The organism is Streptomyces sp. NRRL F-6676, from assembly GCF_000725625.1.
Taxonomy (GTDB): domain Bacteria; phylum Actinomycetota; class Actinomycetes; order Streptomycetales; family Streptomycetaceae; genus Streptomyces.
Genome location: NZ_JOHS01000039.1, coordinates 1 through 20,218 on the forward strand (window position 1 = coordinate 1; position 20,218 = coordinate 20,218).

The window sequence follows — 20,218 nt, forward strand, 5'->3', positions numbered from 1 at the left end:
CCCCCCCAGACCCCCACCCCCCGACAACCCACCGTCACCGAAGCCGAAGCCCGCCGCGTAGCGGAAGCCGCCCGAGAACAGAACTGGCACAAGCCCAGCTTCGCCAAGGAACTCTTCCTCGGTCGCTTCCGCCTCGACCTCATCCACCCGCACCCCACCCCCACCCCCGAGGCCACCGCCCGGGGCGAGGACTTCCTCGCCCGCCTCCGCACGTTCTGCGAGACCGACGTCGACTCCGCCCGCATCGAACGCGAGGCCCGCATCCCCGACGAGACCGTGCGCGGCCTCAAGGAACTCGGCGCCCTCGGCATGAAGATCGACACCAAGTACGGCGGCCTCGGCCTCACCCAGGTGTACTACAACAAGGCGCTCGCGCTGGCCGGTTCGGCGAGCCCGGCGATCGGCGCGCTGCTCTCCGCCCACCAGTCGATCGGCGTACCCCAGCCGCTCAAACTGTTCGGCACCGACGAGCAGAAGGAACGCTTCCTCCCGCGCTGCGCCCGTACCGACATCTCCGCCTTCCTGCTGACCGAACCCGACGTCGGCTCCGACCCGGCCCGCCTGGCCACCCGCGCGGTCCCGGACGGCGACGACTACGTACTCGACGGCGTGAAGCTGTGGACCACCAACGGCGTCGTCGCCGACCTGCTCGTGGTGATGGCCCGGGTGCCCGCCTCCGAGGGGCACAAGGGCGGCATCACCGCGTTCGTCGTGGAGGCCGACTCCGACGGCATCACCGTCGAGAACCGCAACGCCTTCATGGGCCTGCGCGGCCTGGAGAACGGCGTCACCCGCTTCCACCAGGTACGGGTGCCCGCCGCCAACCGCATCGGCCCCGAGGGCGCCGGCCTCAAGATCGCGCTCACCACCCTCAACACCGGGCGGCTCTCGCTGCCCGCCATGTGCGCGGGCGCCGGCAAGTGGTGCCTGAAGATCGCCCGCGAGTGGTCGGCCGTGCGCGAGCAGTGGGGCCGGCCGGTGGCGTACCACGAGGCGGTCGGCGCGAAGATCTCCTTCATTGCGGCGACGAGCTTCGCCCTGGAGGCCGTCGTCGACCTCGCCAGCCAGATGGCCGACGAGGACCGCAACGACATCCGTATCGAGGCCGCCCTCGCCAAGCTCTACGGCTCCGAGATGGCCTGTCTGATGGCCGACGAACTGGTCCAGATCCGCGGCGGCCGCGGCTTCGAGACCGCCGACTCGCTGCGCGCCCGCGGCGAACGCGGCGTGCCCGCCGAGCAGATGCTGCGCGACCTGCGCATCAACCGCATCTTCGAGGGCTCGACCGAGATCATGCACCTGCTGATCGCGCGCGAGGCCGTGGACGCGCACCTGTCGGTCGCCGGTGACCTCATCGACCCGGACAAGTCCCTGTCCGACAAGGCGAGGGCGGGCGCCAACGCCGGGGTCTTCTACGCCAAGTGGCTGCCGAAGCTCGTCGCAGGACCCGGCCAACTGCCGCGCTCGTACGCCGAGTTCCACCCGGCGGGCCATCTGGACCTGTCCGCGCACCTGCGGTACGTCGAGCGCTGTGCGCGCAAGCTCGCCCGCTCCACGTTCTACGCGATGTCCCGCTGGCAGGGCCGCATGGAGACCAAACAGGGCTTCCTCGGCCGGATCGTGGACATCGGCGCGGAACTGTTCGCGATGAGCGCGGCGTGCGTCCGCGCGGAGTGGCTGCGCGCCGAGGGCGACCACGGCCGGGAGGCCTACCAGCTCGCCGACGCCTTCTGCCGGCAGGCCCGGCTGCGCGTCGAGGAGCTGTTCGGCCGCCTGTGGGCCAACACCGACGACCTGGACCGGCGCGTGGTGAAGCAGGTGCTGTCGGGGGCGTACGAGTGGCTGGAGGAGGGCGTGGTCGACCCCTCGACCGAGGGCGCCTGGATCGCCGACGCCACGCCGGGAGCGTCGGAGCGGGAGAACGTCCGCAGGCCGTTCCGCTGACCGGCTCCCCGCCGCGGGGCCGTGCGCGCCCCGCGGCGGGGCCGTCCGTGTCACGGTCCCGTCCCCCCTTCGGGGGCGCGGTCCCCCCGCCCAGGCCCTTGCGGCCACAATGGGGGGATGAGCGACAGTCCAGCCCCCCTCGCCGATCCGCATCTCGTCTTCGACCCCGTCGACGGAGTACGGGATGTGGTGATCCTCGGTTCCACCGGCTCGATCGGGACCCAGGCCATCGACCTCGTGCTGCGCCACCCCGACCGCTTCCGGGTGACCGCGCTGTCCGCCGCCGGCGGGCGGGTCGGACTGCTCGCCGAGCAGGCCCGCCGCCTGCGGGTGCGCACCGTCGCGGTCGCCCGCGAGGACGCCGTCCCCGCGCTGCGCGAGGCGCTGGCGGCCGAGTACGGGCCCGGGGAGCCGCTGCCCGAGCTGCTCGCCGGGGCGGACGCGGCCACCGAGCTGGCCCGCTCCGAGTGCCACACCGTGCTCAACGGCATCACCGGGTCCATCGGGCTCGCCCCCACCCTCGCCGCCCTGGAGACGGGCCGCACCCTCGCGCTCGCCAACAAGGAGTCGCTCATCGTGGGCGGCCCCCTGGTGAAGGCGCTCGCGAAGCCGGGGCAGATCATCCCGGTCGACTCGGAGCACGCGGCGCTCTTCCAGGCGCTCGCCGCCGGGACGCGCGCCCAGGTGCGCAAGCTCGTCGTCACCGCCTCCGGGGGGCCCTTCCGCGGCCGGACGAAGGCGGAGCTGGCGGACGTCACCCCGGCCGAGGCGCTCGCGCACCCCACGTGGGCGATGGGCCCGGTCATCACCGTCAACTCGGCGACGCTCGTCAACAAGGGGCTGGAGGTGATCGAGGCGCACCTCCTCTACGACATTCCCTTCGCTCGGATTGAGGTGGTCGTGCACCCCCAGTCGTATGTCCACTCGATGGTCGAGTTCACGGACGGCTCCACGCTCGCGCAGGCGACTCCCCCCGACATGCGGGGGCCGATCGCCATCGGTCTCGGCTGGCCCGAACGGGTGCCGGACGCCGCGCCCGCCTTCGACTGGAGCAAGGTATCGACCTGGGAGTTCTTCCCGCTGGACACCGAGGCCTTCCCCTCCGTCGGGCTCGCCCGGCACGTCGGTGAACTCGCGGGCACGGCTCCGGCGGTGTTCAATGCCGCGAACGAGGAGTGCGTCGACGCGTTCCTCGCCGGCACCCTGCCGTTCAACGGCATCATGGAGACGGTCACCAGGGTGGTCGAGGAACACGGCACACCGCGGACGGGAACTTCCCTGACCGTCGCGGACGTCCTCGAGGCGGAGACCTGGGCACGCGCCCGGGCCAGGGAACTGACAGCACAGACGGCGACCGCGGAGGCCCGTGCATGACGACACTGATGATGATCCTCGGCATAGTCGTCTTCGCGGTCGGGCTGCTGATCTCCATCGCCTGGCACGAACTGGGCCACCTGTCGACGGCCAAGATGTTCGGCATCCGCGTCCCGCAGTACATGGTCGGCTTCGGGCCGACGGTCTGGTCGCGGAAGAAGGGCGACACCGAGTACGGCGTCAAGGCCATCCCGCTCGGCGGCTACATCCGCATGATCGGCATGTTCCCGCCCGGACCCGACGGCCGGGTCGAGGCCCGCTCCACCTCCCCGTGGCGCGGCATGATCGAGGACGCCCGCGAACAGTCCTTCGAGGAACTCCAGCCCGGCGACGAGAAGCGGCTGTTCTACACCCGGGCCCCGTGGAAGCGCGTCATCGTGATGTTCGCGGGCCCCTTCATGAACCTGATCCTCGCCGTCGCGGTGTTCCTCGGCGTGATGATGACCTTCGGCGTCCAGGACCAGACGACCACCGTCAGCAAGGTCTCCGACTGCGTCATCCAGCAGAGCGAGGACCGCACCAAGTGCGCCAAGGACGACCCCGACGCCCCCGCCAAGGCGGCCGGACTCCGGCCCGGCGACAAGATCGTCGGGTTCAACGGCACCGAGATCAAGGACTGGTCGGTCCTCCAGAACGACATCCGGGACAACCCCGCCAAGGACGTCACGCTCACCGTCGAGCGCGAGGGACAGCAGGTCGACCTGCACGCCCACCTCATAAGGAACCAGGTCAGCAAGACCGACGGGGACGGCGGCTACGTCCAGGGCGAGTACGTGTACGCCGGCTTCCTCGGCTTCACCCCCGCCACCGGCATCGTCAAGCAGTCGTTCGGCCAGTCCTTCGAGCGCATGGGCGACATGATGGAGAACGGCGTCGAGTCGCTGGTCGCGCTGCCCGGCAAGATCCCGGCCCTGTGGGACGCCGCCTTCGGCGACGGACCGCGCGAACCGGACTCCCCGATGGGCGTGGTCGGCGCCGCCCGGGTCGGCGGCGAGGTGTTCACCCTGGACATCCCGCCCTCCCAGCAGATCGCGATGATGCTGCTGCTCGTGGCCGGGTTCAACCTCTCGCTGTTCCTGTTCAACATGCTCCCGCTGCTCCCGCTCGACGGCGGGCACATCGCGGGCGCCCTGTGGGAGTCGCTGCGCCGCAACCTGGCGCGGGTGCTGCGCCGCCCCGACCCGGGCCCGTTCGACGTGGCCAAGCTGATGCCGGTGGCGTACGTGGTGGCGGGGATCTTCCTCTGCTTCACCGCGCTGGTGCTCGTCGCGGACGTCGTCAACCCGGTGAAAATCTCCTAGCCACCTCGCGTTCGTCATGGCCGGGCGCCGTTGGCGCCCGGCCACCATCCAAAGGGTGGGTTTACGGACCGTGATGTGCTGACGCGCCCGGCGGTGCCGTAATCTCGGGGTCTGGATCCCGTCGCTCCGGGACCGGAACGGACCGGACCGGATCGGATGTGACCGGCCCGGCACAGGACCGGCCCCGCCCCGACGCGGATCCGCACCTTGGTGATCCACGACTTGGGGTTGCACAGCAGATGACTGCGATTTCTCTCGGCATGCCGTCCGTTCCGACCAAACTCGCCGAACGCCGCAAGAGCCGGCAGATCCAGGTCGGAACCGTGCCGGTCGGCGGGGACGCGCCCGTTTCCGTGCAGTCGATGACGACGACCCGGACCTCCGACATCGGCGCCACGCTCCAGCAGATCGCGGAACTGACCGCGTCCGGCTGCCAGATCGTCCGCGTCGCCTGCCCCACGCAGGACGACGCGGACGCGCTCGCGACCATCGCGCGCAAGTCGCAGATCCCGGTCATCGCGGACATCCACTTCCAGCCCAAGTACGTGTTCGCCGCCATCGAGGCCGGCTGCGCGGCCGTCCGCGTCAACCCGGGCAACATCAAGCAGTTCGACGACAAGGTCAAGGAGATCGCCAGGGCGGCCAAGGACCACGGCACGCCGATCCGCATCGGCGTCAACGCGGGCTCCCTGGACCGCCGGCTGCTCCAGAAGTACGGCAAGGCGACGCCGGAGGCCCTCGTCGAGTCCGCGCTGTGGGAGGCGTCCCTCTTCGAGGAGCACGACTTCCGGGACATCAAGATCTCGGTCAAGCACAACGACCCGGTCGTGATGATCGAGGCCTACCGGAGGCCGGCCCCGCCTTCCAGGGCACCATCAAGTCGGCCGTCGCCTTCGGCGCGCTGCTCTCCCAGGGCATCGGCGACACCATCCGCGTCTCCCTCTCGGCCCCGCCCGCCGAGGAGGTCAAGGTCGGGTTGCAGATCCTGGAGTCCCTCGGCCTGAAGGAGCGCGGTCTGGAGATCGTCTCCTGCCCGTCCTGCGGCCGGGCCCAGGTCGACGTCTACAAGCTGGCCGAGGAGGTCACGGCGGGCCTCGAAGGCATGGAGGTGCCGCTGCGCGTCGCGGTCATGGGCTGCGTCGTCAACGGCCCCGGCGAGGCCCGTGAGGCCGACCTCGGGGTGGCCTCCGGCAACGGCAAGGGGCAGATCTTCGTCAAGGGCGAGGTCATCAAGACCGTCCCCGAGTCCAAGATCGTCGAGACCCTCATCGACGAGGCCATGAAGCTGGCCGAGCAGATGGAGTCCGCCGGCACCGCCTCCGGCGAGCCGTCCGTCACCGTCGCCGGCTGACCCGGCACCACCGAGGTTCACCGCACGCCGCCCGGGGGCAGCCACCACCGGGCGGCGTCGCACATGCCCGCCAGGTACAGTGCGAAAATCAGTAGATCCAAGGGTGAGGCATCCGCACGTGTTGACGCAGACGACCACCCGCGTCCTCGAACCGAACGACCTGGACGCCGCGCTCGCCGTCCTCGACCGCGAGCCGGTCGCGAACGCCTTCGTCACCTCCCGTGTGCACGTCGCCGGGCTCGACCCCTGGCGGCTCGGCGGCGAGATGTGGGGCTGGTACGAGGACGGCATGCTCACGTCCCTCTGCTACGCCGGCGCCAACCTGGTGCCCCTGTGCGCCACCCCCCGAGCCGTCCGCGCCTTCGCCGACCGCGCCCGCCGCACCGGCCGCCGCTGCTCCTCCGTCGTCGGCCCCGCCGAGGCCACCGCCCAGCTCTGGCGGCTGCTGGAGCCCAGCTGGGGCCCGGCCCGCGAGGTCCGCGCCCACCAGCCCCTCATGGTTACCGACCGGCTCCCCGCCGACGTCACCCCCGACCCGTACGTCCGCCGCATCCGCAAGGACGAGATGGAAACGATTCTTCCGGCGTGCGTGGCGATGTTCACCGAGGAGGTCGGCGTCTCCCCGCTGGCCGGTGACGGCGGACTGCTCTACCAGGCCCGGGTCGCCGAACTCGTCGGCTCCGGCCGCTCCTTCGCCCGCCTCGACCAGGACGGCAAGGTCGTCTTCAAGGCCGAGATCGGCGCCGCGACCCCCCAGGCCTGCCAGATCCAGGGCGTCTGGGTCGCCCCCGAATACCGCGGCCGGGGCCTCGCCGCCCCCGCCATGGCCGCGGTCCTCCGCTACGCCCTCGCCGACGTCGCCCCCGTAGCCAGCCTCTACGTCAACGACTTCAACACGGCGGCGCGGGCGACGTACCGCAGGGTGGGGTTCGAAGAGGTCGGCGAGTTCATGAGCGTGCTGTTCTGAGGGCAGGACCCCCGGTCCCCGTCCCCCCAGCCCCCGAAGGGAGCCGCCCCGGTACGCTCCGGGGCATGCTCCGCTTTCCCGGTCAGGGCCACCGCCGCCCCGACGACGTCGTCATCGGCCCGCTGGACCTCGCCGCCCGCGTGGACGAGGCCCTCGCCGTCCAGGCCGTCGCGTTCGGGCTCGACCCCGACGAGATCGCCGTACGCCGGCAGATCGTGCTGCGGCACATGACCGGCCCCGGAGCCCGCGCCCTCGGCGCCACCGTCCGCGGCCGGCTCGTCGGCTTCGTCTACGGCATGCCCAACGACCGCGCCCACTGGTGGTCCACGGTCGTCGAGCCGTATCTGCACCGCGAGGGCAACACCGGCTGGCTCGACGACTCCTTCGTCATCACCGAGCTACATGTGCACCCCGATCATCAGAACCGGGGGATCGGACGCCGGCTCATCACCACCATCACCGACAGCGCGGAGCAGCCCCGTTCGATCCTCTCGGCGATCGACGTGGACAGCCCCGCCCGCGGTCTGTACCGGTCGCTGGGATACGAGGACCTGGCCCGCCGCGTGCTGTTCCCCAGCGCCCCGAAGCCGTACGCCGTGATGGGCGCCCCGCTGCCGCTGCGCCGCCGGTAGCGCTCCCGCCGCGCCCCGCCCGTTAACCGATTACCGCCCGCGCAGGCGTGACGGCTAACCTCGTGGCCATCACCCTCCCCCACTCTCGGCTTCGCTCGAGCGGGGGGATCCCCATCAGCAGGAGTCGAGAACCATGGCCCAGGTCCAGCGCATGTCACGTTTGTTGGTCAAGACACTGCGTGACGACCCGGCGGACGCGGAGACGCTCAGCCACAAGCTCCTCGTCCGCGCCGGCTACGTCCGCCGCAACTCGGCCGGCATCTGGACCTGGCTGCCGCTCGGCAAGAAGGTCCTCGACAACGTCTCCCGCGTGGTGCGCGAGGAGATGGACGCCATCGGCGCGCAGGAGGTGCTGCTCCCGGCCCTGCTGCCCAAGGAGCCGTACGAGGCCTCCGCGCGCTGGGAGGAGTACGGCGACCTGCTGTTCCGCCTCAAGGACCGCAAGGGCGGCGAGTATCTGCTCGGTCCGACGCACGAGGAGATCTTCACCCTCGTGGTCAAGGACCAGGTCTCGTCGTACAAGGACCTGCCGGTGATGCTGTACCAGATCCAGACGAAGTACCGGGACGAGGCGCGTCCCCGGTCCGGCGTGCTGCGCGGCCGCGAGTTCCAGATGAAGGACTCGTACTCCTTCGACACCACCGACGAGGGGCTCGCCGAGTCCTACCGGCTGCACCGCGAGGCGTACCAGAAGATCTTCGCGCGGCTCGGTCTGGACTACCGGATCGTCTCCGCCGTCTCCGGCGCGATGGGCGGTTCCGCGTCCGAGGAGTTCCTGGCCCCGGCAGCGGCCGGCGAGGACACCTTCGTGGACTGCCCGAACTGCGACTACGCCGCCAACACCGAGGCCGTCACGTTCGCGCTGACGCCGGTCGAGGGCGCGGAGCACCCGGCCGTCGAGGAGCTGGACACCCCCGACACGCCGACCATCGAGAGCCTCGCCGAGCTGCTGGGCGTCCCGGCCTCGGCCACGCTGAAGAACCTGCTGGTGAAGGTGGACGGCGAGATCGTCGCCGTCGGCGTGCCCGGCGACCGCGAGGTGGACCTGGGCAAGCTCGGCGAGCACCTGGCGCCGGCCGTCGTGGAGCTGGTCACCGCCGAGGACTTCGAGGGCCGCCCCGACCTCGTGCGCGGATACGTCGGCCCGCAGGGCCTGGAGAAGGTGCGCTACCTCGCCGACCCGCGCGTCGCGCCGGGCACGTCGTGGATCACCGGCGCCAACAAGCAGGACACGCACGCGAAGAACGTCGTCTGCGGGCGGGACTTCGAGGTCGACCAGTACCTCGACGTGGTCGTGGTCCAGGAGGGCGACCCCTGCCCGAAGTGCGGTGCCGGGCTGAAGCTGGACCGCGCCATCGAGATCGGCCACATCTTCCAGCTGGGCCGCAAGTACGCGGACACGTTCCAGCTCGACGTGCTCGGCCAGAACGGCAAGCCGGTGCGGGTGACGATGGGGTCGTACGGCATCGGCGTCTCGCGCGCGGTCGCGGCGCTGGCCGAGCAGCACGCGGACGAGCAGGGGCTGTACTGGCCGGCGGAGATCGCCCCGGCGGACGTGCACGTGGTGGCGGCGGGCAAGGCGTTGCAGACGGAGCTGGCGCTCGACGTGTCCGAGAAGCTGGCGGCGGCGGGTGTGCGCGTGCTGGTGGACGAGCGGGCCGGGGTCTCGCCGGGCGTCAAGTTCACGGACGCGGAGCTGATCGGCGTCCCGCAGATCCTGGTCGCCGGGCGGCGCGCGGCGGAGGGCGTGGTGGAGCTGAAGGACCGCCGCACGGGGGAGCGCGAGGAACTGACGGTCGAGGAAGCGATCGCCCGCCTGTCCGCGTAAGGGTTACGGGGGGCAAGCCCCCGGACCCCCAGTTCCCCGCGCCCCTGATCAGGGGCGCGGGGAACTGCGCAATCTTTTCGGGGGTCCGGGGGCTTGCCCCCGGGGACGGGACGGGTAGGGGCGGCGGGGGCGAAAAAATCCGGCCGCACCCCCCGTCACAACCACCCCGCGAACTCCAGCAGCACCTCCGCGTCGCGAGGGCGCCCCACGCGACGCGCCCGCACACCGGACTCCACCGCCCGGAACAACGTCCACCCCCGCACCCGCTCCCGGTCCAGCTCCAACGACTCCGCCAACCGCTTCACCCGCCGCCGCGTCGTCGCCGCCCCCGACGGCGCCGCGACCAGATCCTCCACCCGGTCCCGCACCAACCGCGCCAGATCGAACGCACACTCACCCACCACCGGATCCGGCCCCACCGCAAGCCACGGCATCCGCTCCCCGGCCAGCACCTTGCTTTGCCGGAACGTCCCGTGCAGCAACCGCCCCTCGGGCGCCGACGCGAGCAGTTCCTCGCGCGCGGCGAGCGCCGCGTCCACCAGCGGCCGTACCTCCTCGTCCGCCTCGGCCCCCGCCCGCATCGCCTCCGCCTGCCGCCCCGTCCGCCCGGCCACCGTCTCGAACGCGTGCCCGGCCGGCGGCTCGACCCACAGCCGCCGCAGCGTCCCGGCCGCCTCCAACAGCGCCTTCGCCTCCGGCAAGGACCGCACGGACATCTCGGGATGCAGCCGCTCCAGCAACAGAACGCCGGCGTCGTCCGAGCCGTCCGGCGCGTCGTCCGCGTCGAGCAGCCGCACCGCCCCGAACCCGTCCCACCGCGTCAGCGCGGCCCGCTCACTGCCGGGCCGCGCGGCGGCCGGCGCGAGCTTCAGCACCGCGGGACTGCCGTCCGCCCGCCGCACCAGCACGATCAGACCGCTGCGGCCACTGGGGCGGTGCACCCGCTCCACGGTCAACCCGCGTAGAGCGACGGCCTGCCGAAGCAGCTCGGGAAGTGCGCGGAGCCAGGCGTCGGTCCCCTCCCGACGGGTCTCGGCGAGCGCCCGCACCAGCCGCGGCGGCGGTTCGAAAGCCATGCGCGCGTAGTTCCCTTCCGGATCGCCTAATGCTGCGGTGTCGCCGAGGCGGCCGGACCGGCCGCCGCACCTTCGGCGAGACCAGGGAAGGCTACGCTCTCCCCGCTCCAGCGCACCGCCCGTACCGCGGCCTCGCGCAGCGCCTCGGCGGCGTCCCCGCGCCGCTCGCCCGTCGCGGCCCGTACGAGGTCGGAGTAGACCCCCGCGACCCGTCGCTCCAGTTCGGCGGCGAGCCGGACGGCGGCGGCGGAGTCCGGTACGGCGAAGGGGAGCGCGTACGCGGCGGCCGCAGCGCGCGGGGTGGCGCCGAGGTCGCGCACGGCGCGCACGAGCCGGTCCCTGCGCGCCCGGTGTGCGTCGTACGCCTCCTGTGCCTCGGTGCGCCGGTCGTGCCCGATGCGGCCGCCGACCACCCCGTACCCGTAGACGGCGGCGTGCTCGGCGCCGAGGGCGGCCTGGAGCGCCGTGAGCTCCCCGGACTCCGCCGAGTGCCCGTGCCCGGCCGACGGCGTCGGCGTACTCCCGCTGCGCACGCTCATCCGTTCCCCCTCGCTTTCGAGTCCGTCGTCTTCGCCTCCGTCAGCAGATACGCGTGGGCCGCGCCGGCCGCCGCCACGGACGCCAGCAGCCGGGCCGTCTCGCCGGGGAGCCCGGCGAGGGCCGCGAGCCGCCGGTCGGCCAGCTCCCGCTCGGCGGCGGCGAGCCCGGCCAGCGCGGCGGCGGGGCCGGCGGGCACGGCGTCCTCGGCAGCGGCCGACGAGGAAGGCGAGTCGAACGCGGACGGCGGCGCGGAAGCCGTGGCGGATGCGCGGGCCGAGGCCGATGACGAGGCGGACGCCGCCACCCCGCCCCCGAACGCCTTGGCATGCCGGGCCACCTCGGCCCGCAGCGGACGCAGCCGCTCCGCCAGCGCCGGATGTGCCGCACCCACCGCGTCGTACCGCTCCGCGAGCCGTTCGCTGTCGCGGGCGGCACGCGCGCGTGCCCGGTCCGCGGCCGACGCCCCTCTCCCCGTGGAGCCGGAGCCGTCGGGGTCGCCTGAGCACCCCACCAGCAGCACGGCACCCGCGGCCGAGGCGAGCAGGGTCCTTCGGCGCGGCCCCGGGGCGGCGCGCGACGGCAGAGGGAACGGCACGGCAGACGTCCTCGGTGGCCTCGTACGAACTCGTACGGCACGGTACGAGCGGGGGAGCGAACAGGCGTCCGCCCGCCGAACGGGCGGGCCCTGCCCGCGATCACCGTACCCGGTGGTATGAGGCCCCGCGCCACCGGCTGCGCCACCCGTGCGCCGGGCCCGTCGCAGGGTCCCGGGGCGGCCCGGGGTGTCCGCCGGGCGGGCGTCGGAGGTGGACGGCAACACCCTCCGGAACCGGATACGCTTTGCCCTGACACACGCCCTTCCACAACAGCACACGCGGCCGAGGAGTCACCCGGATGAGCACCACCCAGAGCGAGAGGCTGCGAGAACTTCTGGAACCGCTCGTGACCTCCCAGGGACTCGATCTCGAGGAGATCGACGTGGAGACCGTGGGCCGCAGGCGTGTGCTGCGCGTCGTGGTGGATTCCGACACCGGCGCGGACCTGGACCGGGTCGCCGACGTGAGCCGCGTGCTCTCGGCGAAGCTGGACGAGACCGACGCGATGGGCGCGGGGGAGTACACCCTCGAGGTCGGCACCCCGGGCGCGGAGCGCGCCCTCACCGAGCACCGGCACTATGTGCGTGCCGCGGGCCGCCTTGTCCGCTTCCAGTTGACGGAGGGCGGCGAGCTGGTGGCCCGCATCCTCCGGGTCGACGACGAGGGCCTGGACCTCGAGGTCCCCGGGGTGAAGGGGCGCAAGGCCACCACCCGCAGACTCGCCTTCCCGGACGTCGCCAAGGCGCGGGTCCAGGTGGAGTTCAACCGCAAGAACAAGAACGACGACGCCGAGAACGCTGAGAACGAGGAGGAGGCGTAGCCATGGACATCGACATGAGTGCCCTGCGGGGCCTGGTGCGGGAGAAGGAGATCTCCTTCGACCTGCTGGTCGAGGCGATCGAGTCGGCCCTCCTCATCGCCTACCACCGCACCGACGGGAGCCGCCGCCACGCGCGCGTGGAGCTCAACCGGGACAGCGGCCATGTGACCGTGTGGGCGAAGGAGGACCCCGACGACCTGGAGGAGGGCCAGGAGGCCCGCGAGTTCGACGACACCCCGTCCGGCTTCGGCCGCATCGCCGCGACCACCGCCAAGCAGGTCATCCTCCAGCGGCTGCGGGACGCCGAGGACGACGCCACGCTCGGCGAGTACGCCGGGCGCGAGGGCGACATCGTGACGGGCGTGGTGCAGCAGGGCCGCGACCCGAAGAACGTGCTCGTCGACATCGGCCGGCTGGAGGCCATCCTGCCGGTGCAGGAGCAGGTGCCGGGGGAGAGCTACCAGCACGGCATGCGGCTGCGCTCGTACGTCGTCCGGGTGGCCAAGGGGGTGCGGGGGCCGTCGGTGACGCTGTCCCGTACGCACCCCAACCTGGTGAAGAAGCTGTTCGCCCTCGAGGTGCCGGAGATCGCCGACGGCTCGGTCGAGATCGCGGCGATCGCCCGTGAGGCCGGTCACCGTACGAAGATCGCGGTGCGGTCCACCCGTTCGGGTCTCAACGCCAAGGGCGCGTGCATCGGGCCGATGGGCGGCCGGGTGCGCAATGTGATGGGCGAGCTGAACGGCGAGAAGATCGACATCGTCGACTGGTCGGACGACCCGGCGGAGATGGTGGCCAACGCGTTGTCGCCGGCGCGGGTGTCCAAGGTCGACGTGGTCGACCTCGCGGCGCGCTCCGCGCGGGTGACCGTGCCGGACTACCAGCTGTCGCTGGCCATCGGCAAGGAGGGGCAGAACGCGAGGCTGGCGGCGCGGCTGACGGGGTGGCGGATCGACATCCGCCCCGACACCGAGCCGGCTTCCGACCCCCGGGACTGAACCCCCGGCCTCCTCGCGGCCGCAGGCCCGGGAGAACGTGGAGCTACGGACGTCCGGCGGGCGCGGGCCCGCCGGAGCCGGTCGCACGGTCCCCCGCGCCCCTGGGCCACAGCACAGCGCCGATCCACCCGAGAACCGCAACCCCCGGCGCGACCCGGGCGCTACAGGGCGCGGCCCGGAGTCTCCTTCCGGGGGCTACGGGGCGGGGTCGGAGTGGTTCCGGGGGGCTGCGGTGCCCGGTCCGGAGTCCTTCCGGGGACTATGGTGCCCGGTCCGGAATCCTCCCGGGGGCTGTGGCGCCGGGTCCGGAGTTCTTCCGGGAACCATGGTGCCCGGAAGGGACCCCCCGGGGGCTACGGCGCCGGGTCCGGAGTCCTTCCGGGGCTGTGGCGCCCTGTCCGGAGTCCTTCCGGGGGCTACAGCGGCGCCGGGTCCGGAGTCCTTCCGGGGGCTGTGGCGCCCGATCCGGAATCCTGTCGGGGGCTGCGGCGCCCGGTCCGGAGTCCTTCCGGGGACCATGGTGCCCGGCCGGGAACCCCCGGGGGCTGTGGCGCCCGGTTCGGAGCCCTCCGGGGACCACGGTGCCCGGACCCGAATCCTCCCGGAGGCTACGGGGGCCCGAAGGCCGCAGGCTGCGGGGTCCCGGGGCCCGACCCCTTCCCTCTCGGGGGTCCAGGGGGCAGAGCCCCCTCGGGGCCTGGGGCGGCGCCCCGAGGCTGCCCCTGCGGGCGAAGCCCGAACCTGTCGTTGTCGGGGCGCAGCCCCGAGCCGCCCCCTGCGGGCGAAGCCCTAACCTGTCCTCGGCGGGGAGTGGCCCCGAGGCACCCCCTGCGGGGCAGAGCCCCGAAGCTGCCCCGAGGGCCCGGAGGGGCCGGTCGGGGGTGCAGGGGGCGCAGCCCCCGCGTGGGGGACCCGGGGCGCAGCCCTGGTGGGCCCCCGTAAGACAGTGGGCCGGGAATACATCCCGGCCCCCCGCCGCTTAGATCACGTCACGTTGCAACGCGGCAAGTGTTCGATTCTTGCCCCAAAGGGGTGAGGTCGCCGCGGGGAGGTAGACTTTAAAGTGTCTGGCCGGACGCACGTCCGCGCATGCCCTGAGCGCACCTGTGTGGGGTGCCGGGAGCGAGCGGCCAAGATCGAACTACTGCGCACCGTGGCGGTCGAGGACGCATGCGTCCCCGATCCGCGCGGTACGCTGCCCGGCCGGGGCGCATACGTGCACCCCGCACCGGCCTGTCTCGATCTGGCGGTCCGCCGCCGGGCCCTCCCGCGGGCGTTGCGCGTCCCGGGGCCGCTCGACACAAAGGCGTTGCGCCGATACGTCGAGCAGACGGACAGTTGCTGAGCAGGCAACGCAGGCAACACGGTAAGACGCGCCGTACGGAACCCCGTACGGCCAGGTACCTCGCGAGTCGAAAGCAGGTCGAGATTGCGATGAGCACTCGATGAGTACGCGATGAGTACGCCCATGAACTAGCGACGGTCCGGACGCAACCCGGACCTCAAAGGAGCGAAGTGGCTAAGGTCCGGGTCTACGAACTCGCCAAGGAGTTCGGCGTTGAGAGCAAGGTCGTCATGGCCAAGCTCCAGGAGCTCGGTGAATTCGTCCGATCGGCGTCTTCGACGATCGAGGCGCCCGTAGTACGCAAACTGACAGACGCCTTCCAGCAGGGCGGTGGCAACGGTAAGTCCGGCGCCCGTCCCGCTCCCCGGAAGGCCACCCCCAGGCCCGCCGCGCCGTCCCCGGCGCAGGCAGGCCCCGCCTCCCCCGGCCCCAGGCCGACGGGGGAGCGTCCGGCCGCTCCGCGGCCGGCGGCGCCCAGGCCGCCCGCGGCCGAGCGCCCCGCGGCCCCCGCGGCGCCGACGCAGGCCCCCGGCCCGCGTCCGACGCCCGGCCCGAAGCCGGCCCCGGCCCCCGCGCCGCGTCCGGCCCCGGCAGCAGCCCCCACGACCCCGGAGTTCCAGGCTCCGCCGTCGGCCCCCGCCGGGCCCCGCCCCGGCTCCCGTCCCGCGCCCAAGCCCGGCTCCCGTCCGGCCGCGCCCGGTCAGGGCCAGGGTCAGGGACGTCCGGCCGGCCAGGGCCAGCGCCCCGGCGGCGCCGCACCGCGTCCGGGCGGTCGCGCGGCAGGTCCGCGCCCCGGCAACAACCCGTTCACCTCCGGCGGTTCCACCGGCATGGGGCGCCCGGCGCCCCGTCCGCAGGGCGGTCCGCGTCCCGGCGGCCCGGGTGCGCCCGGCGCCGGTCCGCGCCCGCAGGCCCCCGGCGGCCAGGGCGGTCCCCGTCCGCAGGCTCCGGGCGGCTCCCGTCCGAGCCCGGGCAGCATGCCCCGTCCGCAGGGCGGCGGTCCCCGTCCCGGCGGCGGCCCCGGTGGGCCCCGTCCCAACCCGGGCATGATGCCGCAGCGTCCGGCTGCCGGCCCGCGTCCCGGCGGCGGTGGCCGCGGTCCCGGTGGCGGCGGCGGTCGTCCCGGTGGCGGCGGCGGTCGTCCGGGTGGCGGCGGCTTCGCCGGCCGTCCCGGTGGCGGCGGTGGCGGTTTCGCCGGTCGTCCGGGTGGTCCCGGTGGCGGCGGTGGCGGTTTCGCCGGTCGTCCGGGTGGTCCCGGTGGCGGCGGTGGCCGTCCCGGCTTCGGCGGTCGTCCGGGTGGTCCCGGCGGTCGCGGTGGCACGCAGGGCGCCTTCGGCCGTCCCGGCGGTCCGGCCCGTCGTGGCCGCAAGTCGAAGCGGCAGAGGCGCCAGGAGTACGAGGCCATGCAGGCCCCGTCGGTCGGCGGCGTGATGCTGCCTCGCGGCAACGGACAGACCGTCCGCCTGTCGCGCGGTGCGTCCCTCACCGACTTCGCGGAGAAGATCAACGCCAACCCGGCGTCGCTCGTCGCCGTGATGATGAACCTCGGCGAGATGGTCACTGCCACGCAGTCCGTCTCCGACGAGACCCTCCAGCTGCTCGCCGGCGAGATGAACTACGTCGTCGAGATCGTCAGCCCGGAGGAGGAGGACCGCGAGCTGCTCGAGTCCTTCGACATCGAGTTCGGCGAGGACGAGGGCGGCGAGGAAGCACTCGTCGCGCGTCCGCCGGTCGTGACCGTCATGGGTCACGTCGACCACGGTAAGACCCGACTGCTGGACACCATCCGCAAGACGAACGTCGTCGCGGGCGAGGCCGGCGGTATCACGCAGCACATCGGTGCGTACCAGGTCACCACCGAGGTCAACGACGAAGAGCGCAGGATCACCTTCATCGACACCCCGGGTCACGAGGCGTTCACCGCCATGCGTGCCCGCGGTGCGAAGTCGACCGACATCGCGATCCTGGTCGTCGCGGCCAACGACGGCGTCATGCCGCAGACGGTCGAGGCGCTCAACCACGCCAAGGCGGCCGACGTGCCGATCGTCGTCGCGGTCAACAAGATCGACGTCGAAGGTGCCGACCCGACCAAGGTGCGCGGTCAGCTGACCGAGTACGGTCTGGTGGCCGAGGAGTACGGCGGCGACACCATGTTCGTCGACATCTCCGCCAAGCAGGGCCTCAACATCGAGAGCCTGCTGGAGGCCGTGGTGCTCACCGCGGACGCCTCGCTCGACCTGCGGGCCAACCCGGAGCAGGACGCGCAGGGCATCGCGATCGAGTCCCACCTGGACCGTGGCCGCGGCGCCGTCGCGACCGTCCTGGTCCAGCGCGGCACCCTGCGGGTCGGCGACACCATGGTGGTCGGCGACGCCTACGGCCGTGTCCGCGCGATGCTCGACGACAAGGGCGAGAACGTGGAGGAGGCGGGTCCCTCGACCCCGGTCCTCGTCCTCGGTCTCACCAACGTCCCGGGTGCCGGCGACAACTTCCTCGTCGTCGACGAGGACCGTACGGCCCGGCAGATCGCCGAGAAGCGCGCGGCGCGCGAGCGCAACGCCAACTTCGCCCGCCGTGGCGTCCGGTTCTCCCTGGAGAACCTGGACGAGGCCCTCAAGGCCGGTCTGGTGCAGGAACTCAACCTCATCATCAAGGGCGACGCGTCCGGTTCGGTGGAGGCTCTCGAGTCCTCGCTGCTCCAGCTCGACGTCGGCGAAGAGGTCGACATCCGCGTCCTGCACCGCGGTGTGGGTGCGGTCACCGAGTCGGACATCGACCTGGCGACCGGCTCCGACGCCATCGTCATCGGCTTCAACGTCCGGGCGGCCGGTCGTGCCGCCCAGATGGCGGAGCGCGAGGGCGTCGACGTCCGGTACTACTCGGTCATCTACCAGGCGATCGAAGAGGTCGAGGCGGCCCTGAAGGGCATGCTGAAGCCGGAGTACGAGGAGGTCGAGCTCGGTACGGCGGAGATCCGCGAGGTCTTCAAGTCGTCCAAGCTGGGCAACATCGCCGGTGTCCTGGTCCGCTCCGGAGAGGTCAAGCGCAACACCAAGGCGCGCCTCCTCCGCGACGGCAAGGTCATCGCGGAGAACCTCAACATCTCCGGTCTGCGCCGCTTCAAGGACGACGTCACCGAGATCCGCGAAGGGTTCGAGGGCGGTATCAACCTCGGAAACTACAACGACATCAAGGTCGACGACGTCATCGCGACGTACGAGATGCGCGAGAAGCCGCGCTCGTAGGTACGACGGCTGCTCCACCGGTTCCCCGCGTCCCCGGAAGGGGGCGCGGGGAACCGCGTGAGCGGCGACGGCACACGCGCACGGACACCCGCGCCCGCACCTTTCCAGGGTGCGCCGGCGAAAAAATCCCCGGCCGCCGTCGGCCGGGACAGGTACCGTGCTGGGGTCCGGCCGATCACCGGCCCGACCTTCCGATCCCGCGCCGGCGGGTCATCCGGCAACACACATGTACGTGGGGACCCTGTCCTTCGACCTCCTCCTCGGCGACGTCCACTCGCTGAAGGAGAAACGCGCCCTCGTCCGCCCCATCGTGGCCGAACTCCAGCGCAAGTACGCCGTGAGCGCGGCCGAGGTCGACCATCTCGACCTGCACCGCAGGGCCGGCATCGGTCTCGCGGTGGTCTCCGGCGACGCCGCCCACCTCACCGACGTCCTCGACCGGTGCGAACGGCTCCCCCCCCCCCCCCCCCCCGCCGGACAACTGTCCGTGCGTCGGCGTTTCCACGGCGAGGACGACGACTGAACCGGTCATCCGCGTTCACTCGCGACAGACACGCGTGCACTCGCGATCAAGAAACACGAAGAAACACGAAGAACGGGAGACGGACCAGTGGCCGACAACGCGCGGGCGAAAAGGCTGGCGGACCTCATCCGAGAGGTGGTGGCCCAGAAGCTCCAGCGCGGGATCAAGGACCCGCGGCTCGGCTCGCACGTCACCATCACGGACACCCGGGTCACCGGGGACCTGCGGGAGGCGACCGTCTTCTACACGGTGTACGGCGACGACGAGGAGCGCGCGGCCGCCGCGGCGGGCCTGGAGAGCGCCAAGGGCATCCTGCGCTCCGAGGTCGGCAAGGCGGCCGGCGTGAAGTTCACGCCCACCCTCGCCTTCGTCGCGGACGCCCTGCCCGACACCGCCAAGACCATCGAGGACCTCCTCGACAAGGCACGGGCCTCCGACGAGAAGGTGCGCGAGACGGCCACCGGCGCCCAGTACGCCGGCGAGGCCGACCCCTACCGCAAGCCCGGCTCCGAGGACACCGACGAGACGGACGACAGCACCGAATGACCCAGCAGCACACCACGCCCGACGGCCTCGTCATCGTCGACAAGCCGTCGGGCTTCACTTCGCACGACGTCGTCGCCAAGATGCGCGGCATCGCCCGGACCCGCCGCATCGGCCACGCCGGCACCCTCGACCCCATGGCGACGGGCGTGCTCGTGCTCGGCGTCGAGCGGGCCACCAAGCTCCTCGGCCACCTCGCGCTGACCGAGAAGGAGTACCTCGGCACGGTCCGGCTCGGCCAGAGCACCCTCACGGACGACGCCGAGGGCGAGATCACGGCGTCCGCGGACGCGTCCGGGATCGCCCGCGACGCCATCGACAGCGGCGTCGCCGAGCTGACCGGCGACATCATGCAGGTCCCGTCCAAGGTCAGCGCCATCAAGATCAACGGCGTGCGGTCCTACAAGCGGGCCCGCGAGGGCGAGGAGTTCGACATCCCGGCCCGCCCGGTGACGGTCTCCTCCTTCGCCGTGCACGACGTGCGGGACGCGGTCGCCGAGAACGGCACACCGGTGCTCGACCTGGTGGTGTCCGTCGTCTGCTCCTCCGGCACCTACATCCGGGCGCTCGCCCGCGACCTGGGCGCCGGCCTCGGTGTCGGCGGCCACCTCACCGCACTGCGCCGGACGCGCGTGGGGCCGTACCGGATCGACGCGGCCCACACGCTGGACCGGCTCCAGCAGGAGCTGACCGTGCTGCCGGTGGCCGACGCCGCTGCGGCCGCCTTCCCCCGCTGGGACCTGGACGAGCGCCGCACCCGGCTCGTGCTCAACGGCGTCCGCCTGGAGATGCCCGGCGAGTACGCGGGCCGCGGCCCCGTGGCGGTCTTCGACCCGGCGGGCCGCTTCGTGGCGCTGGTGGAGGAGCAGAAGGGCAAGGCGAAGAGCCTGGCGGTGTTCGGCTGACGGGGGCGCGGACCGGGACGGGGCGGGCGGAGCGCTCGCTCCGCCTGTCGCGCGACTCGCCCGTGGAGCGGCGATCACGGGGTCGTACGTCCTGATCGCCGCTCCACGGTCCCCCTCTGTTCCCCCCACACCAAGGTGTATCCGTCCGTGCGCGATCCGTCACCCCTTTGGGCGGGCGCTCGGAGTGAACCGGGGGAGTGGAAGGGGGCGCGTTCGCCCTGAACCCTGTT

At 72.5% G+C, this 20,218-nt stretch carries 16 protein-coding genes and 1 pseudogene; 14 read left to right on the plus strand and 3 right to left on the minus strand.

Going from position 1 to position 20,218, the window contains the following annotated elements; genetic code table 11:
* From IO29_RS22305 to IO29_RS22335, 7 genes and pseudogenes are all read left to right on the plus strand, one after another.
* A partial coding sequence (locus IO29_RS22305) for an acyl-CoA dehydrogenase family protein (RefSeq protein WP_037840575.1) occupies positions 1-1,944 on the plus strand: 1,944 nt, incomplete at its 5' end.
* 117 nt (positions 1,945-2,061) lie between these two features.
* Positions 2,062-3,318 (plus strand): 1-deoxy-D-xylulose-5-phosphate reductoisomerase, encoded by a 1,257-nt coding sequence (gene dxr, locus IO29_RS22310; RefSeq protein ID WP_030381322.1) that lies wholly within the window; start codon positions 2,062-2,064, stop codon positions 3,316-3,318.
* Positions 3,315-4,619 (plus strand): M50 family metallopeptidase, encoded by a 1,305-nt coding sequence (locus IO29_RS22315; protein WP_030381321.1) that lies wholly within the window; start codon positions 3,315-3,317, stop codon positions 4,617-4,619. The genes dxr and IO29_RS22315 overlap by 4 nt, the downstream gene beginning before the upstream one ends.
* A gap of 239 nt (positions 4,620-4,858) precedes the next feature.
* Positions 4,859-5,970: pseudogene (gene ispG, locus IO29_RS22320) on the plus strand (flavodoxin-dependent (E)-4-hydroxy-3-methylbut-2-enyl-diphosphate synthase).
* A 118-nt stretch (positions 5,971-6,088) separates the two neighbouring features.
* The gene (locus tag IO29_RS22325) at positions 6,089-6,937 is read left to right on the plus strand and encodes a GNAT family N-acetyltransferase (protein WP_030381320.1); all 849 of its coding nucleotides are present in this window, start codon (positions 6,089-6,091) and stop codon (positions 6,935-6,937) included.
* A 65-nt stretch (positions 6,938-7,002) separates the two neighbouring features.
* Complete coding sequence (locus IO29_RS22330) at positions 7,003-7,569, plus strand: GNAT family N-acetyltransferase (protein WP_030381319.1); 567 nt, start codon at positions 7,003-7,005, stop codon at positions 7,567-7,569.
* Between the two features lie 133 nt (positions 7,570-7,702).
* Positions 7,703-9,397: a proline--tRNA ligase gene (locus tag IO29_RS22335; RefSeq protein ID WP_030381318.1), complete on the plus strand. Its 1,695-nt coding sequence runs from the start codon at positions 7,703-7,705 to the stop codon at positions 9,395-9,397.
* A gap of 155 nt (positions 9,398-9,552) precedes the next feature.
* Here the strand turns inward: IO29_RS22335 and IO29_RS22340 are convergent, their stop codons facing one another.
* From IO29_RS22340 to IO29_RS22350, 3 genes are read right to left on the minus strand one after another with little or no spacing between them, the layout of a single operon-like run.
* The gene (locus tag IO29_RS22340) at positions 9,553-10,473 is read right to left on the minus strand and encodes an aminoglycoside phosphotransferase family protein (RefSeq protein ID WP_030381317.1); all 921 of its coding nucleotides are present in this window, start codon (positions 10,471-10,473) and stop codon (positions 9,553-9,555) included.
* A gap of 26 nt (positions 10,474-10,499) precedes the next feature.
* Positions 10,500-11,012 (minus strand): ferritin-like domain-containing protein, encoded by a 513-nt coding sequence (locus tag IO29_RS22345; protein WP_030381316.1) that lies wholly within the window; start codon positions 11,010-11,012, stop codon positions 10,500-10,502.
* Entirely contained in the window at positions 11,009-11,608 is a 600-nt protein-coding gene (locus tag IO29_RS22350; protein WP_199806968.1) for a hypothetical protein, read from the minus strand. Before IO29_RS22350 ends, IO29_RS22345 begins: the two co-directional genes overlap by 4 nt.
* Before the next feature lie 299 nt (positions 11,609-11,907).
* On the opposite strand from IO29_RS22350, the gene rimP reads away from it, so the two are divergent.
* The 7 genes from rimP (at position 11,908) to truB (ending at position 19,988) form a co-directional block, all read left to right on the plus strand.
* A complete protein-coding gene (gene rimP / locus IO29_RS22355) occupies positions 11,908-12,429 on the plus strand; it encodes a ribosome maturation factor RimP (protein ID WP_030381314.1) in 522 nt (173 codons plus the stop codon).
* A gap of 2 nt (positions 12,430-12,431) precedes the next feature.
* A complete protein-coding gene (gene nusA, locus IO29_RS22360; RefSeq protein WP_030381313.1) occupies positions 12,432-13,427 on the plus strand; it encodes a transcription termination factor NusA in 996 nt (331 codons plus the stop codon).
* A gap of 1,063 nt (positions 13,428-14,490) precedes the next feature.
* Positions 14,491-14,772, plus strand: a complete 282-nt coding sequence (locus IO29_RS36830; RefSeq protein ID WP_078618399.1) for a YlxR family protein — start codon at positions 14,491-14,493, stop codon at positions 14,770-14,772.
* Between the two features lie 170 nt (positions 14,773-14,942).
* Positions 14,943-18,017 carry a translation initiation factor IF-2 gene (gene infB / locus IO29_RS36835; protein ID WP_078618398.1) on the plus strand — a complete coding sequence of 1,025 codons (3,075 nt, stop codon included), beginning with the start codon at positions 14,943-14,945 and terminating at the stop codon, positions 18,015-18,017.
* A 226-nt stretch (positions 18,018-18,243) separates the two neighbouring features.
* Positions 18,244-18,540 carry a DUF503 domain-containing protein gene (locus IO29_RS22370; RefSeq protein WP_037840577.1) on the plus strand — a complete coding sequence of 99 codons (297 nt, stop codon included), beginning with the start codon at positions 18,244-18,246 and terminating at the stop codon, positions 18,538-18,540.
* Between the two features lie 87 nt (positions 18,541-18,627).
* Positions 18,628-19,086: a 30S ribosome-binding factor RbfA gene (gene rbfA, locus IO29_RS22375; protein WP_030381310.1), complete on the plus strand. Its 459-nt coding sequence runs from the start codon at positions 18,628-18,630 to the stop codon at positions 19,084-19,086.
* Positions 19,083-19,988, plus strand: coding sequence for a tRNA pseudouridine(55) synthase TruB (gene truB, locus IO29_RS22380; protein ID WP_030381309.1), 906 nt, complete (start codon positions 19,083-19,085; stop codon positions 19,986-19,988). The genes rbfA and truB overlap by 4 nt, the downstream gene beginning before the upstream one ends.
* Positions 19,989-20,218: the final 230 nt, after the last annotated feature.